Annotated in this window: 13 protein-coding genes; 8 read left to right on the top strand and 5 right to left on the bottom strand. The window is 42.8% G+C overall.

Translation table 11 applies throughout. The features are described 5' to 3' along the window. Window positions 1-5: 5 nt before the first annotated feature. Genes BUC01_RS10305 through BUC01_RS10290 form a run of 4 tightly spaced genes read left to right on the top strand, consistent with a single transcriptional unit; the run spans window position 6 to window position 2,348 of the window. A complete protein-coding gene (locus BUC01_RS10305) occupies window positions 6-386 on the top strand; it encodes a TraR/DksA family transcriptional regulator (protein WP_025831369.1) in 381 nt (126 codons plus the stop codon). A 2-nt stretch (window positions 387-388) separates the two neighbouring features. Continuing rightward, window positions 389-1,018 carry a lipoprotein signal peptidase gene (locus BUC01_RS10300; protein WP_025831370.1) on the top strand — a complete coding sequence of 210 codons (630 nt, stop codon included), beginning with the start codon at window positions 389-391 and terminating at the stop codon, window positions 1,016-1,018. Further along, a complete protein-coding gene (locus BUC01_RS10295; RefSeq protein WP_025831371.1) occupies window positions 1,015-2,001 on the top strand; it encodes a DUF4296 domain-containing protein in 987 nt (328 codons plus the stop codon). Before BUC01_RS10300 ends, BUC01_RS10295 begins: the two co-directional genes overlap by 4 nt. Window positions 2,002-2,003: 2 nt before the next feature. Then, window positions 2,004-2,348, top strand: coding sequence for a hypothetical protein (locus BUC01_RS10290; protein WP_034524233.1), 345 nt, complete (start codon window positions 2,004-2,006; stop codon window positions 2,346-2,348). Here BUC01_RS10290 and BUC01_RS10285 read toward each other — a convergent pair. After that, entirely contained in the window at window positions 2,299-3,060 is a 762-nt protein-coding gene (locus BUC01_RS10285; RefSeq protein WP_073313667.1) for a TrmH family RNA methyltransferase, read from the bottom strand. The genes BUC01_RS10290 and BUC01_RS10285 overlap by 50 nt on opposite strands. Before the next feature lie 145 nt (window positions 3,061-3,205). Here BUC01_RS10285 and tamL point away from each other — a divergent pair, with 145 nt between their 5' ends. After that, the gene (gene tamL, locus BUC01_RS10280; protein ID WP_025831373.1) at window positions 3,206-5,506 is read left to right on the top strand and encodes a translocation and assembly module lipoprotein TamL; all 2,301 of its coding nucleotides are present in this window, start codon (window positions 3,206-3,208) and stop codon (window positions 5,504-5,506) included. Window positions 5,507-5,563: 57 nt separating this feature from the next. On the opposite strand, the gene BUC01_RS10275 is transcribed toward tamL, so the two are convergent. From BUC01_RS10275 to BUC01_RS10265, 3 genes are all read right to left on the bottom strand, one after another. Beyond that, window positions 5,564-6,118 (bottom strand): DUF3332 domain-containing protein, encoded by a 555-nt coding sequence (locus tag BUC01_RS10275; protein ID WP_025831374.1) that lies wholly within the window; start codon window positions 6,116-6,118, stop codon window positions 5,564-5,566. Between the two features lie 133 nt (window positions 6,119-6,251). Beyond that, window positions 6,252-6,686 (bottom strand): DoxX family protein, encoded by a 435-nt coding sequence (locus tag BUC01_RS10270; protein WP_025831375.1) that lies wholly within the window; start codon window positions 6,684-6,686, stop codon window positions 6,252-6,254. Between the two features lie 48 nt (window positions 6,687-6,734). Then, window positions 6,735-8,027 carry an NAD(P)/FAD-dependent oxidoreductase gene (locus BUC01_RS10265; protein ID WP_073313664.1) on the bottom strand — a complete coding sequence of 431 codons (1,293 nt, stop codon included), beginning with the start codon at window positions 8,025-8,027 and terminating at the stop codon, window positions 6,735-6,737. A 221-nt stretch (window positions 8,028-8,248) separates the two neighbouring features. Here BUC01_RS10265 and BUC01_RS10260 point away from each other — a divergent pair, with 221 nt between their 5' ends. Both BUC01_RS10260 and BUC01_RS10255 read left to right on the top strand, forming a co-directional pair. Beyond that, on the top strand, window positions 8,249-9,439 hold the full coding sequence (locus tag BUC01_RS10260) for a BamA/TamA family outer membrane protein (RefSeq protein WP_025831376.1): 1,191 nt from the start codon (window positions 8,249-8,251) through the stop codon (window positions 9,437-9,439). After that, window positions 9,426-11,177, top strand: coding sequence for a phosphoethanolamine transferase family protein (locus tag BUC01_RS10255; protein WP_025831377.1), 1,752 nt, complete (start codon window positions 9,426-9,428; stop codon window positions 11,175-11,177). The genes BUC01_RS10260 and BUC01_RS10255 overlap by 14 nt, the downstream gene beginning before the upstream one ends. On the opposite strand, the gene BUC01_RS10250 is transcribed toward BUC01_RS10255, so the two are convergent. Next, on the bottom strand, window positions 11,125-12,333 hold the full coding sequence (locus BUC01_RS10250; RefSeq protein ID WP_025831378.1) for an MFS transporter: 1,209 nt from the start codon (window positions 12,331-12,333) through the stop codon (window positions 11,125-11,127). The two genes, BUC01_RS10255 and BUC01_RS10250, sit on opposite strands and share 53 nt — an antisense overlap. 154 nt (window positions 12,334-12,487) lie before the next feature. Between BUC01_RS10250 and BUC01_RS10245 the strand changes: the two genes are divergently transcribed. Next, entirely contained in the window at window positions 12,488-12,850 is a 363-nt protein-coding gene (locus tag BUC01_RS10245; protein ID WP_073313661.1) for an ISAon1 family transposase N-terminal region protein, read from the top strand. Window positions 12,851-12,967 lie beyond the last annotated feature (117 nt).

Below are 12,967 nucleotides of genomic sequence, written 5' to 3'. Positions count from 1 at the left end.
TTATTATGGCAGAAAAGACTAGATACTCGGATGCTGAATTGGAAGAATTCCGCTCCATTATTAACGAGAAGTTGGAATTGGCACAACGCGATTATGAATTGTTGAAAGCCAGTTTGACTGGAGCCGACGGTAACGATACCGATGATACGTCTCCTACGTACAAAGTTTTGGAAGAAGGTGCCAATACCTTGTCCAAAGAAGAAACTACGCGCCTGGCTCAACGTCAGTTGAAGTTTATCCAGGGGTTGCAAGCCGCATTGGTACGCATTGAGAACAAAACGTATGGCATCTGTCGTGAAACCGGCAAGTTGATACCTGCCGAACGTTTGCGTGCTGTGCCTCATGCTACGCTGAGCATTGAAGCCAAAAATAACGGTAAAAAGTAAGGATGAACAAATATCTTACGAAGGGCCGTATTGCACTGCTCGTTATATTCTCGGTACTGATTATCGACCAGATAATCAAGATATACATCAAAACGCATATGTACTGGCATGAAAGTATTCGCGTTACAGATTGGTTCTATATCTATTTTACCGAGAATAACGGTATGGCGTTCGGTATGGAAATATTCGGCAAACTTTTTCTCACCTTGTTCCGTATCGTTGCGGTAGCAGCGATAGGTTGGTATCTGGTAAGGATCATAAAACAAGGCTTGAAGATGGGGTATATCATATGTGTGTCTCTCATTCTTACGGGAGCGTTGGGGAATATCATCGATAGTGTATTCTACGGTGTGTTGTTCAACGAAAGTACGCATTCGCAGATAGCTTCATTCATGCCCGAAGGTGGGGGATATGCTCCGTTATTCTACGGAAAAGTGGTGGATATGTTTTATTTCCCTATTATCGACACAAACTGGCCTCAATGGATGCCGTTTGTAGGCGGGGAACATTTCATATTCTTCAGCCCGATATTCAATCTTGCCGATGCTGCTATCAGTTGCGGTATCATTGCTCTGTTGCTGTTTTACAGCAAATATTTGAATGATTCTTATCATGCAATAAAGAAATCATGAGAGGTTTGCATCGAATTCAATGGCTTAATATATTCCTGTTAGCATTCTGTTTTACCGCCTGCCAGGTGAAAAGACCTAAGGTGGTTATTTCAGATGCTAAAATGGAAAATGTACTTTATGACTATCATATAGCGAAAGCTATGGGAGAGGAAGTCCCTTATACCGATAGTTATAAAAGGGTATTGTACATTGAATCGGTGTTCAAAAAACATGGCATCACACAAGCTGTTTTTGATTCCTCCATGGTTTGGTTTACGCGTAATCCGGATGTTCTCACCAAAATTTATGAGAAAGTAAACACAAGGCTGAAAGCCGAGCGAAGCAGCATCGACCATTTAATCTCCATACGTGACAACAAGCCGAAGGAAAGCCTTCCGGGTGACAGTATTGATGTATGGGCATGGCAATGCATCTATCAGTTGACAGGTATGCCGATGGATAATAAGATTACTTTCGTATTACCTTCAGATACTAATTTCAAAGATCGCGACACCCTGCGGTGGAACGTACGTTTCCGTTTCCATAATGGCACAGTGGATTCCATGTATGCTCCTGTCATGGCTATGCAGGTTGTCTATAAGAACGACAGTATCATCAGTGATATTCAGAAAGTCTATAAATCAGGTATGGAGACGATATCCCTCCACGCTGATACTTTGGGAGAAATCAAAGAAATACGTGGTTCGATTTATTACCCGTCCACGCAAGTCACTCATACACTGCTGACCGACCGCATTTCATTGATGCGCTATCATGCTACGGATACTTTATCTTTCGCCAAGAATGATTCTGTCCAAATAGAAAAGAAAGAAGACGGTGCCGAACTCAAGAAAGAGGAAGTCAAGCCTATAGAGCAGAAAGAAGAAAAATTAGACGGAAATTTACGTAGGCGTGATGTCGGACGCCCTCGTCCGGTTTCGGAACCTACATTGAAAAAAGTAGAAAAACCTGAGACCCTTCAATTCCGCAAAGATAAACTTTGAGAATGAAACGATACGCATCACATTTCATATTCATTCCCGGATATGGCTATCTCAAACAATATGTGGTAGAAGTGAAGCAAGGAAGTGCTGTATCTGCCTTTCCTCTGACAGAAGAGATAGAAGGAGTAGAGTGGTTTCCCGGAGTGATTGCTTTGCTTGATGAAAGAGATAGTTCTTCCGCAGAATCTCATGGCATCTTTCAGAAACAGAAGGATATATTGACGGAAGTTCCGGAAAGTTTCTGCAAAGAAAAGCTCCTTTCGGGGCTGATACCCTATTTATTTTATCCTTTCGATTTTACAACGATGCAGCCTGCCGACGGAACTCGGCGCAGACAACTGCTGTAGCAATTGCAACATTCAGAGATTCGGAAGTCTCCCGTTCTGCCGGATAATTGGGGATATAGAGTTTGCGATTAATAAGTTGTTCCACTTCTTTTCCTATTCCATTACCCTCATTCCCCATCACTATCAGTCCATTGGAGGATAATTGCTGCGCATACATATTCTTTCCATCGAGAAAGGTGCCATAAACCGGAATGTCAGTCAAGCTGCGGATTAAGTCGGGCAGGGGAGTATAGTGCAGTTTCACACGGGCAATACCGCCCATAGTGGCTTGAATGGTCTTAGGATTGTACACATCTACGGTATTGGGAGAACAAAAAATATGCTCTATGCCGAACCAGTCGGCCAGACGGATGATAGTGCCGAGATTTCCGGGATCCTGCACATCGTCCAAAGCCAGACAAAGAGAGTGATTGATAACAGAAGCATCCGTTTCATATTCCGGCTGTTCGAATATGGCAAGCACCTGTTGCGGTGTTTTCAGCAAGCTGGCACGGGAAAGGTCTTCAGCGGAAACTTCCGAAATCTCCTCCACCGGAAGCTGGGAATATTGCGATAACCATTCCGGTGTAGCCGCCAGAAAACGGCAAGGAAAATGTCCCAATAAATCACCTACCAGTTTAGGCCCTTCGGCCAAAAAAACTTTCTCCGTTTTACGGTTCTTCTTCAATTCCAGCGAATGAATATATTTGATGCGGTTCTTGCTTAATGCCATAATTTAAATGTTATCGTTTGGCAAAAGTACGTGATTATTTCTATATAATCAAAAAACGGAACACACTTCATCCGGTTTTTTATTTCGGAAAAGAAAAAATAGATTTATATTTGTAGTCAATTATGCGCAATTTACAAAATCTGGTATGAAGAAAGGTTTCCATTACGTAATACTTACTGCTGTCATACTCACATTGGCTTCCTGCTCGACTACCAAATATGTGCCTGATGGCTCATACTTGCTGGATGAAGTGCGCATACATACCGATAGTAAAAATGTCAAGCCGTCCAGTTTGTCCATATATGTGCGGCAAAATCCTAATTCCAAATGGTTTAGTTTAATCAAGACCCAGTTGTATGTTTACAACTGGTCAGGGCGGGATTCTACTCGTTGGGTAAACCGTGCGTTGCGCAGGCTGGGAGATGCACCGGTGCTTTACAGTAAGGAAAAGACTGAACGTTCGCGTGAAGAAATGATGAAAGCGGTTCAGAATATGGGATATATGAGTGCCACCGTGGAGTACATTCCGAAAATAAAAAAGAAAAAGCTGAAACTGGCGTACAAGGTGACTACCGGTGAACCGTATATCATTCGCAGCCTGAAATATGATGTTCCGGACGAAAAAGTATGGGAATATATGCAGAAAGACTCTTCGTCTACTTACCTCTCCGAAGGTATGTACTTTAATGTCAATATTCTGGATAGCGAGCGCCAGCGTATCACCAACAATCTGCTCCGGAATGGATATTATAAATTCAACAAGGATTATATCTCTTATACAGCGGATACGGTGCGTGGTACCCATCAAGTAGACCTCACTCTGCACCTTGCACGCTATAGGCAGCATTCCGACGATGAGCTTCGGAATCATCCTCAGTACTCCATTAATAAGGTGAATTTCATTACGGACTACAACGTTTTGCAAACATCTGCTTTGAGCAGTGTCGAAGTCAATGACTCGATACACTACAAAGGAATCCCTATCTATTATAAAGACAGACTATATTTGCGTCCCAAAGTGCTGAGTGACAATCTGCGCATAACTCCGGGAGAACTTTACAATGAATCGGAAGTACAGCGCACTTACTCTAATTTCGGACGTCTGCCAGTGCTGAAATATACGAATATCCGCTTCTTTGAAACACAGGTAGGGGATAGTACAAAGCTGAATACTTACGTAATGCTGACGAAGAATAAGCATCAGGCTGTTTCTTTCGAACTGGAAGGCACCAATTCTGCCGGAGACTTAGGAGCTGCAGCCTCTGTTTCTTTCCAGAACCGTAATGTGTTCAGAGGATCCGAGACATTCCTGGTCAAGCTTCGCGGAGCTTATGAAGCTGTTTCAGGGTTGGGTTACGGGCATAATAATTATACGGAACTCGGAGTGGAGAGCAGTATTAATTTTCCCCGCTTCATGTTCCCGTTCTTATCCAATGACTTCAAGCGGAAAATACGGGCAACTACCGAGTTCGGTGTACAGTACAATTATCAGATGCGTCCGGAATTTACCCGTATTGTCGCTTCAGCTTCATGGAGCTATAAATGGGGATTACAACGACAACGCTCCCAGCACCGCATCGATCTGTTGGATATCAACTACTTGTATATGCCTTGGATAGAACCGGAATTTAGAGAACAATTTTTAGATAAAGAACAAAACTATATTCTGAAGTACAATTATGAAGACCGCCTGATTGTCCGTACTGGTTACAGCTATACATATAACAGTGCCGGACAGGCATTGATGAACAATGCGGTTATTGGAAATTCTTACAGCATACGCTTCAACTTCGAGTCGGCAGGTAATCTGTTATATGCCATTTCCAAGATGAGCAATCTAAAAAAGAATGATAAAGATGAATATACCATATTGAATATTCCGTATGCGCAATATATAAAAGGTGATTTGGACTTTGCCAAGAATATTGTCATTGACAACCGTAACTCCATAGCATTCCGCATCGGAGGCGGTATTGCCATTCCTTACGGAAATGCGCGGGTGATTCCTTTTGAAAAACGTTACTTTTCAGGTGGTGCAAACAGCGTGCGCGGCTGGTCGGTACGCAGTCTGGGGCCCGGCTCTTTCGCAGGTGACGGTAACTTTCTTAATCAATCGGGAGATATCAAGCTGGATGCCAGTATTGAATATCGTACACGTCTGTTCTGGAAATTCAGAGGTGCACTATTTGTAGATGCGGGAAATATCTGGACGCTTCGTGAATATGAAGACCAACCGGGCGGTAAGTTCAGATTTGATACATTTTATAAGCAGATAGCAGTGGCTTATGGATTGGGATTACGTCTCGACCTGGATTTCTTTGTACTTCGTTTTGATGGAGGTATGAAAGCGGTTAATCCCGAAAAAGGGAAAAAACGTTTTCCAATTACACATCCCGATTTCGGACGTGATTTCGCTTTTCACTTTGCAGTGGGATATCCTTTTTAAGGAGTTGAGAGTTGTGCTGCGCAATATATGCCGCATGACAACTCTCAACTTCTCCAACTATCTTGCAGCGTAATAAGTGTCAACCATTGTTGCCTGACGAGCAGCAGCTACGCCTTGTGCATCCAATGTTACATTCATTGCTTCACCATTCGGCAGATACATCTGTGCAGTACCGTCACCATTCATTTGCAGCAATTCTGTGCTCACACCTTCTGCTACAACATTCCAGGTATTCAGTTCCTTGTCGTAAACCAACTCCATAGCAGTAGTTTCACCTTCCTTAGTGATAGAGTAACCATTCTCCAATGTTTTTACGAGATAGTTTCCATTTTCACCTTTCACTTTCTTCACGTCTCCCACGTTAGCCATCGGATTGGAACCACTCCAAAACTCAATGGAGTTGATTACTAATGCATCTGCCAAATAGCAGACAGGGTATACGGGAATAATGTTGCAAGCCAGATAAACAAGTTCATTTACAAACTTTGTACCAATGCTTTGGTTCCAATTAACCAACTTGCTGTGCAGTCCGAAAGAACCGATACAAGAACTGAAAAGAAAAGCGCCACAAATCATCACTGTTGCGGCCAGTTTCAAATTACTCTTTTTCATAAATTACTTTCTTTTGTTATACTGAGTTTTGAGTTTAACTCTTTTTTCTGTTTGGCAAATATAAGTTGTTTTTGTGAAAATTCGCCAGTTTTTGGGATAAAAACAATTTTCCAGTAAAACAGGACAAGCAATTTTAAGCCTTTTTAGGAGCAAAAGTCTTGCTCAACCAATGGTCTACAGCGAACTTTCCGGGGCCAGCAATGTACATCAGCACAAACACTACCAAATATACAAAAGCCAATTCTTTGACAGCAAACGGGTCGCTTCCGTGAACCACGAAAAAGGCCACTCCCATTGTAAAAATCATCGGCAACATTGCCAGGCGATAAAGAAAACCGATGATAAACGCCATCGAGCAAGCCATTTCACCAAATATTGCCAGACCTAATGAAAGAGGACTGCCTATACCCAACGGATCAGGAAATACGGCGGATAGTTCCTGATAGTTTGCCCATTTTTCAATACCATGGTTCATCAATAAGACACCAAATACAATTCTCACAATCAATAATATAGTAGATGCAGCTGCACCATCCGGTTTCGACGGAAATAAAAATCTATAAAACATAGTCGTTCGTTTTTAATAGTTATATTTTATATAACAATGTATAAGGGATTATGGTTTATCTCTGCGCAAAGGTTTTATAATTACACGCAAGGAAGGATCGTATGTGAAGTAACTCCACATCCAATCCACGAAAATAAATAATCGGTTTTTAACTCCGACTATACTCATCAAGTGGATAAATAGCCAAGCTGCCCATGCCAGAAAACCGCCAAAGCGCAACTTCTTCAATTCCACAACAGCATGATTGCGGCCAATGGTAGCCATAGAACCTTTATTGTGATAAGCGAACGGTTGCATTTCAAGTCCGCGTTCTCTTCTGTCCAGGTTAGCAATCAGGTTATGCGCCTGTTGAATGGCAGGTTGCACCACCTGCGGATGACCTTTCGGGTATTCCGGAGTAATCATAAGCGCCGTGTCACCGATGGCAAAGATATTAGAATAACCTTGAACGCGGTTATAAACATCCACTTGCAGACGATTGCCGGGGCCATAAGCCTCTTTTGCCAATCCTTCTATACTGTTGGCTCTTACGCCTGCAACCCAAAAGACATTCATTGTTTCTAGCGTATTACCATCATTGAGTGTCATTACACCATTTTCATAGTTTGTAACCTGTACACTTGTTCTGATTTCTACGTCCCGTTTCAGCAGATAATCTGCAACTTCTTCCGATGATTTTTCAGAAAAAGCAGAAAGAAGGCGGGGAGCGCCATCCACCAGGATGATACGCATAAGATTCATGTCAAGATCGGGATAATCTTGCGGAAGAACAAACTTCTTCATTTCCGCCAATGCACCGGAAAGTTCGATACCGGTAGCACCGCCACCTACAATGACAAATGTCATCAGGCGTTTCCTTGTTTCCCGGTTACTTGTATTCTGGGCTTTCTCAAAACTTTCCAATATCTGGTTACGATTAAACAAGGCTTCCGCTGTGTTTTTCAGTGCCATTGTACGTTGGGAAAGTCCGTCGTTACCGAAATAATTGGTACGGCATCCGGTAGAAACCACCAGATAATCATAAGAAAGACTCCCGATAGAAGTCTCCAGAATATTATCTTCGGGAATGACCCGTTGTGCCTCACAAATGCGTATATGGAAATGTTTTCTTCTTTTAAAGATCTTGCGGAAGGGGAATGAGATGGCACTGGGCTCAATACCGGCCGTTGCCACTTGGTAGAGTAAAGGTTGGAAAATATGGTGATTGTTTTTGTCCAGCAGTACTATCTGGAACTTATTGCTTTTCAATTTTCGTGCTAACTTCAATCCACCGAAGCCACCACCGACAATAACAAGCCGTTTCCGTCCTTCTTTATCGGGAATATCCATTTTTGTTTTCATAATGAGTCAGTTATTCGTTATGAAAGAATAACATTACAGAAAGAAGAAAGTTCGGATTTTTCCCGACTATATCATTTATAGTCATTTTTTCCTTTTCCTTCATCACATTTTCTTATTAGTGTTAAAAAGGAATAAGTTTGAACAAAATACTCTTCAATATTGTTTTAATAGAATTAAAAATAAAACTAAATTTGCCGAAGGAGTTTTCCAGAGGTAAGATTATGGACACTAAACTAATGAAATGGGTATTACCGGTACTGTTGTTGATGACAAGGGCCGATATATGGGCGCAAACGGGCTCCACAGGAACAGACGTTCCGGTCGCATCTTCTGTCTCCCTGACTGATTCACTGCCACAAAAAAGAAGTTTTTTCAAAAAATTCCTGGATTATTTCAACGATGCCAATAAAGAGAAAAAGAACAAGAAGTTTGATTTCAGCGTCATTGGCGGGCCTCATTATTCCAGTGATACCAAGTTTGGTATCGGTCTGGTAGCCGCCGGACTATATCGGACAGACCATAACGACTCTATCCTTCCGCCGTCTAACGTATCCTTATATGGAGATGTCTCTACAGTGGGATTCTATCTATTAGGCATACGCGGAAACCATCTTTTCCCGCAAGATAAGTATCGCCTGAATTACAACTTATATTTTTACTCATTTCCCAGTTTGTATTGGGGAAAAGGATACGATAACGGTTCCAATGATGACAACGAGAGTGAATACGACCGTTTTCAGGCACAAGTCAAGGTAGACTTCATGACGCGGATAGCCAAAAACTTCTATATCGGCCCGATGGCAGTCTTCGACTATATTTATGGCCATGACTTTGAGAAACCCGAATTGTGGGAAGGCATGAAAGCACGGACTACGAATATAAGCCTCGGTTTTTCGCTGCTCTATGATTCACGAGACTTCCTCACCAATGCCTATAGCGGCTATTATCTGAGGATCGACCAGCGTTTCAGCCCCGCATTTCTGGGAAACAAATATGCCTTTAGCAGCACAGAACTGACTACCAGTTATTATCATCCCGTATGGAAAGGGGGAGTACTGGCAGGACAATTTCATGCATTGCTGAACTACGGTAATCCTCCTTGGGGATTGATGGCAACATTAGGCAGTTCCTATGCAATGCGCGGTTATTATGAAGGACGTTACCGCGACAAATGCTCCATGGATGCCCAATTGGAGCTTCGCCAGCACGTATGGAAACGGAATGGTGTGGCCGTATGGGTGGGAGCGGGTACTGTATTTCCTAAATTTTCCGAGTTTGAAACAAAACATATTCTTCCTAACTATGGTTTTGGTTATAGATGGGAATTCAAGAAGAGAGTGAATGTAAGATTAGACTTAGGGTTTGGAAAAGGCCAGACCGGATTTATATTTAATATCAATGAAGCTTTTTAGAAACATAAAACAATGGTTGGACAATCAGGAACACTTATTCTATTTGTTCTTGATTATCTTGATAGTACCCAATATCATCCTCTGTTTTACAGAGCCGATGCCGGTGGTGGCAAAAGTATGTAATGTACTGTTGCCGTTCGCTTTCTATTATCTGTTGATGACCTTATCGAAAAATTGCGGAAAGATGTTCTGGATACTTTTCCTCTTTATCTTTTTCGGTGCTTTCCAGATAGTACTTCTATATCTCTTCGGACAATCCATAATTGCCGTGGATATGTTCCTGAATCTGGTCACTACCAATTCAAGCGAAGCGATGGAATTGCTGGACAATCTTATTCCAGCATTGGTAAGCGTTATTATCCTCTATATCCCTGCCTTGATTCTGGCGGCAATTTCTATCATAAAGAAGCGGAAACTCTCTCCGGTATTCATCCGCCGTGAACGAAAAAGAGCATTGGCAGCTTTAGTCATCGGCTTCATATCATTGGGCGCCGCTTATGGGCTGGATGCACGTTATGAATTGAAATCAGATTTGTATCCGGCCAATGTCTGTTACAACGTCTTCCTTGCATTCCAACGCAATGCGCAGACGCGAACCTATCATCAAACCTCAGAAAATTTCACTTTCAAGGCACGGGCTACTCATCCTGAAGACAAACGGGAAATTTACATCATGGTGGTTGGTGAAACCTCCCGTGCCATGAACTGGAGTCTTTACGGTTACGACCGGGAGACCAATCCCCAGCTTTCCAATATGGATGGCATCACCTCTTTTTGTCATGTCCTGACGGAATCAAACACTACGCACAAGAGTGTCCCCATGTTGCTTTCTCAGGTTTCTGCCTGTAACTTCGACTCAATTTATTATCAGAAAAGCATCATTACCGCTTTTAAGGAAGCAGGTTTTCAGACTGCTTTTTTCTCAAACCAGCGCTATAATCATTCTTTTATTGATTTCTTCGGAATGGAAGCTGATACTTATGATTTCATCAAAGAAGACTCCCAAGGTTTCAAATACAATCCATCTGATGACGAACTTCTGAAGCTGGTAGAGAAGGAACTTGCAAAAGAGAACCGGAAACAGTTTATCGTATTACACACGTATGGCTCACACTTCAATTACCGGGAACGGTATCCTGAAAATCACGCCTTTTTCTTACCGGATTTTCCGGTGGATGCAGAAGTGAAATACAAGGATAATCTGGTAAATGCATACAATAACTCCATTCGTTATACGGATGATTTTCTGGCACGTGTCATCCATTTGCTGAAAGAGCAAAAAGTGGATGCTGCCATGCTTTATACGTCCGACCACGGAGAAGATATCTTCGATGACAACCGGCACCTGTTCCTTCATGCGTCGCCGGTTCCCTCTTATTATCAGTTGCACGTTCCATTCCTGCTATGGACGTCCGGCAGCTATCAGGCTGCATATCCCGAAATACAGGAAGCAGCCTCGATGAACCGGCAGAAAAATATATCTTCCAGTGTTTCCTTTTTCCAGACTATGATGGAACTGGCCGGAATAGAAACTCCATACCGGAATGACAGTCTGTCTGTTGCAAGCCCTCTTTACACAGAGAAACCCAGAGTTTACTTGAACGACCACAACGAGCCGCGTCCTTTGGATGACATCGGAATGAGAGAAGAGGACTTCGAAATGTTGCGGAAGAAAGAAATAGACTTCAAGTATCCTTCTCCAGATTCCTCACAGAAGGAATACACATCATCAGAATAGCCGTCAGTGCAATAGCAACCCCGCAATAGATAAATATATTCCCTATTCCCAAAGCATCCGCAACGAAACTCGTTACGAATAACCCGAAAATAGAAGGGAACAAACTTATGCTATCGAACAATGAAAACACACGTCCCAGATAAATCGGCTTGAACTGCGTCTGCAATAAAGAAGTAAACGGCCCGGAAAGAAACGGGACAATCAGTCCTTGCATCACCGTCAGTATGGCAAAGAACACATACCCCGTACTCGGAAGCATCCCGCACAAAGCCAGTGCCAGCCCCAGTATGGCATAAGAGAATGCGATCATCAGTATCTTCCTGATTTTGGGATTCCAAATCCCCAGTAATGCTCCGCCACCCAACATGCCTGCACCGAAAAGCGTTTCTATCAGACTAATCTGATAAGCTGTTCCCGAGAAAGTGTGCAATGTCATCAATGGCATCAGGGCAACCACCGGCATCACAAAGAAAGTAATCAGTATCTCCGTAACCATCACCCAACTGACTCCTCTGTTCTGCATGATAACCCGGAATCCGTCACGCATATCGTTCACAACACTTTTAGCTGAAATATTTTCTTTCTTCGGATTCGGAATATAAACAAACAGAAGGGCAGTACAAGCTATGATTGCTCCCGCCACATCCAGCAACATGACAACACTCATGTCAAACGCCAGCAACAGAACCGCTCCCAGCGCCGGACCGCCAATATTACAAATGGACTGAATGGCCTGATTAATGCCCGCAATACGCGTCAATTCCTTTTCCGGTGCCAGCAGCGGAACCGACGATTTCATCGCAGGTGAATGGAATGCTCCCCCGATGGAGCGGAGCGCCAACAGCAAATATATGTGCCACAATTCCACTATATCCAGATAAAACAACAAAGCAATAATGCCGGAACATAGCGCAACGAAACTATCCGCACCAATCATTGTCCATTTCCGGTTCCAACGGTCAACGTATACTCCTGCAAATGCCCCCAGAAGGGCTTGTGGCAATAGTGCGGCAATCATGGCAAAGGACAAAACTTCCGCTGAACCCGTTTTGAGACTAATCCATAAGACGATAGAGAACTGGGCAATGGAGCTACTTAATATAGAAAATAGTTGCCCGCTCCATATGATGATAAACTTTTTCTTCCAATTGTTCATGATGAGAGTGAAACTATATAATAAAAACAGATAAATGCCTCCTGTTGTTGCATCTTACACAGAAGATTTGGGTCAGTCCGAAAACCCTGTGGATATGTTATGTTAATACGCGCAAGTGAACTATCTTTGCGTTCAAATTAAAATTATCTGCCCAATGCCTTCCAATCGCAACCTACATAAGTTACTACGAGTCATCTTTCCCGAAGTTTTAATGGAGTATTTCGAGATCTCCGGTTGGCATGACGACTCTGTCAAAATCGAAGTTTGGCTTGATGAAAAACACTACATGGAACGTTCAGATTACAAGAGTGGAACTGTGATCTCACATGGTTTTACTGATGAGAAAGTGATTCAGGACTTTCCTCTGCGTGGCAAACCTGTTTATCTCCACGTAAGACGTCGTCGCTGGTATGACAAAGCTACCGGGGAAACGTTTTCCTATACCTACGATGATCTTACGACCGAAGGGACGAAACTCACTCCTGAGTTCGTTGCTTTTTTAAAAGAAGAAGATTGAAACTACCGCGGCCAGCATAAGCTCCATTGCAGATGCTTATGGGGTAAAGGGTAAACAGTTAACTTCACAGTACAAGGAGTTTATCAGCGCATACAGACAGTGGGACCAGTTAGATCA

The sequence above is a fragment of the Bacteroides stercorirosoris genome (assembly GCF_900142015.1).
Lineage (GTDB): Bacteria > Bacteroidota > Bacteroidia > Bacteroidales > Bacteroidaceae > Bacteroides > Bacteroides stercorirosoris.
Note: the sequence above shows the minus strand (reverse complement) of the source record. Positions and strands in the feature narration are given on the sequence as shown.

Coding starts and splice junctions, on each gene's coding strand:
- BUC01_RS10305 (WP_025831369.1), top strand. CDS start 6: ATGGCAGAAAAGACTAGATACTCGGATGCTGAATTGGAAGAATTCCGC.
- BUC01_RS10300 (WP_025831370.1), top strand. CDS start 389: ATGAACAAATATCTTACGAAGGGCCGTATTGCACTGCTCGTTATATTC.
- BUC01_RS10295 (WP_025831371.1), top strand. CDS start 1,015: ATGAGAGGTTTGCATCGAATTCAATGGCTTAATATATTCCTGTTAGCA.
- BUC01_RS10290 (WP_034524233.1), top strand. CDS start 2,004: ATGAAACGATACGCATCACATTTCATATTCATTCCCGGATATGGCTAT.
- BUC01_RS10285 (WP_073313667.1), bottom strand. CDS start 3,060: ATGGCATTAAGCAAGAACCGCATCAAATATATTCATTCGCTGGAATTG.
- tamL (WP_025831373.1), top strand. CDS start 3,206: ATGAAGAAAGGTTTCCATTACGTAATACTTACTGCTGTCATACTCACA.
- BUC01_RS10275 (WP_025831374.1), bottom strand. CDS start 6,118: ATGAAAAAGAGTAATTTGAAACTGGCCGCAACAGTGATGATTTGTGGC.
- BUC01_RS10270 (WP_025831375.1), bottom strand. CDS start 6,686: ATGTTTTATAGATTTTTATTTCCGTCGAAACCGGATGGTGCAGCTGCA.
- BUC01_RS10265 (WP_073313664.1), bottom strand. CDS start 8,027: ATGAAAACAAAAATGGATATTCCCGATAAAGAAGGACGGAAACGGCTT.
- BUC01_RS10260 (WP_025831376.1), top strand. CDS start 8,249: ATGGACACTAAACTAATGAAATGGGTATTACCGGTACTGTTGTTGATG.
- BUC01_RS10255 (WP_025831377.1), top strand. CDS start 9,426: ATGAAGCTTTTTAGAAACATAAAACAATGGTTGGACAATCAGGAACAC.
- BUC01_RS10250 (WP_025831378.1), bottom strand. CDS start 12,333: ATGAACAATTGGAAGAAAAAGTTTATCATCATATGGAGCGGGCAACTA.
- BUC01_RS10245 (WP_073313661.1), top strand. CDS start 12,488: ATGCCTTCCAATCGCAACCTACATAAGTTACTACGAGTCATCTTTCCC.